This window comes from Photorhabdus heterorhabditis (assembly GCF_001280945.1).
Classification (GTDB): Bacteria; Pseudomonadota; Gammaproteobacteria; order Enterobacterales; family Enterobacteriaceae; genus Photorhabdus; species Photorhabdus heterorhabditis.
This window is the reverse complement of the sequence record NZ_LJCS01000154.1, coordinates 1-1,767: the sequence shown is the minus strand read 5'-3', so window position 1 is coordinate 1,767 and position 1,767 is coordinate 1. Positions and strand designations below refer to the sequence as shown.

Below are 1,767 nucleotides of genomic sequence, written 5' to 3'. Positions count from 1 at the left end.
TTAGCGAAAAACGCCGTAAACCCTCGGCCAGTGCGGGCGGGGATATAAGGCGAAAAGCCCGCAGGGCTTTAAAGATCAATCTGGCGTTGACTGACTCTGAACGTAGGCTCTGAGCGTTTCAATCGTTGCCCCTCCGGTGCTACAGACAAAGTACGATCTTGACCACAAAAGTCCGGTTTTACTTTGCATCCGTAAATGCGTGTTCTGCTGGCGTAGCAGACGTGATGATACCGATTTCAAATTATTGACCATCACACTGACAGCAAGCTTTGGCGGGTAGGCAACCAGCAGGTGTACATGATCTGGCTCCCCGTCCATCTCAATTATTTCGCATTCGAGCTTTCCGGCAGCAGAACAAAAAGCATCACGCAACTGCTCTATCATTCGTCCGTCAAACAATTTTCGGCGGTATTTTGTGGTAAAAATCAGGTGTACAACCAGTTTGCTGACACTATGCCGTTTACGGAGGAACCCCTCCAGCAAATCATCATGATTACTCAATTGATATATTCCGTTAACCTGTTAAAATAACAGAAGTATATCAATGAGCGCTGATTATGTTAAGAGCCACGAAAGTACGTATTTACCCGACACCGGAACAGGCGGAATTTCTCAATGCCCAGTTCGGTGCGGTGCGTTTTGCGTACAACAAAGCTCTTCACATTAAAAAACAGGCTTACCAGCGGCACGGGGTGAGTTTAAGCCCCCGTAACGACTTGAAACCTTTACTGGCCGTAGCAAAAAAATCCCGTAAATACGCATGGCTTAAAGAGTATGATTCCATCGCGTTACAGCAGGCGGTGATTAATCTCGAAGTGGCCTTTTCCAACTTTTTCAATCCGAAACTGAAAGCCCGTTTCCCGACGTTTAAAAGTAAGCACGGAAAGCAATCTAGCTATCATTGTGTTGGAATCAAAGTCATTGATGGTGCGCTCAAAATCCCGAAAATCTTGCCGATTGAAGCTCGTTTACATCGTGAAATTACGGGAACGCTGAAAAGTATCACATTGAGCCGCAGCGCAACCGGAAAATACTACGCATCGTTACTCTGTGATGACGGAATGGAAGCACCTACGAAACCAGCACTGATATCAAACGTTACAGGGCTGGATATGGGGCTGACGCATTTTGCCATCAAATCGGACGGCAATAAGATTGCCAATCCGCGCCACCTTATCAATGTCAGTCACAATCTGCGCCGGAAGCAGAAAGCCCTTTCGCGTAAGAGAAAGGGGAGCGCAAACAGACGTAAAGCCCGAATACAACTTGCGGCAGTTCACGAGCGGGTAGCCAACGCCCGCGCCGATTTCCAGCATAAATTATCTCGCGCAATTGTTGACGAAAACCAAGCGGTAATTGTCGAGACGCTGAAAGCGGCAAATATGATGAAAAATCACCATCTGGCTCGTGCGATAGGCGATGCTGGATGGTCTGGATTGGTCGCAAAACTGGAATACAAAGCAGCAGAGAAAGGAGTGCATCTGGTGAAGTTGGAGCAATGGTTCGCCAGTACGAAAACCTGTCACTGCTGCGGTCACAAAATGTCGGAGATGCCGTTAAATAAACGCATCTGGCAATGTCCTGAATGCGGAGTAGAGCATGACCGCGATATCAATGCGGCGATCAACATCGAACGCAAGGGAATACTGGAATTACAAGCGGCGGGACTCGTCGTTTCTGCCCATGGAGGCCAGTGTAAATCCGTCACACAGACGGTTGCGGCCTAGGAAGTGGGAAGCCTCGCCCGACAGGGCGGGGAGCAGTCAC

Annotated in this window: 2 protein-coding genes; one reads left to right on the top strand and one right to left on the bottom strand. The window is 48.6% G+C overall.

Going from position 1 to position 1,767, the window contains the following annotated elements:
* Window positions 1-75 precede the first annotated feature (75 nt).
* The gene (gene tnpA / locus AM629_RS21005; RefSeq protein WP_054481738.1) at window positions 76-501 is read right to left on the bottom strand and encodes an IS200/IS605 family transposase; all 426 of its coding nucleotides are present in this window, start codon (window positions 499-501) and stop codon (window positions 76-78) included.
* A 56-nt stretch (window positions 502-557) separates the two neighbouring features.
* Between tnpA and AM629_RS21000 the strand changes: the two genes are divergently transcribed.
* Complete coding sequence (locus AM629_RS21000) at window positions 558-1,727, top strand: RNA-guided endonuclease InsQ/TnpB family protein (protein ID WP_054481736.1); 1,170 nt, start codon at window positions 558-560, stop codon at window positions 1,725-1,727.
* Window positions 1,728-1,767: the final 40 nt, after the last annotated feature.

Bases quoted from the DNA above. Each gene is read 5' to 3' on its own strand.
- AM629_RS21000 (WP_054481736.1), top strand. From the start codon at position 558: ATGTTAAGAGCCACGAAAGTACGTATTTACCCGACACCGGAACAGGCG.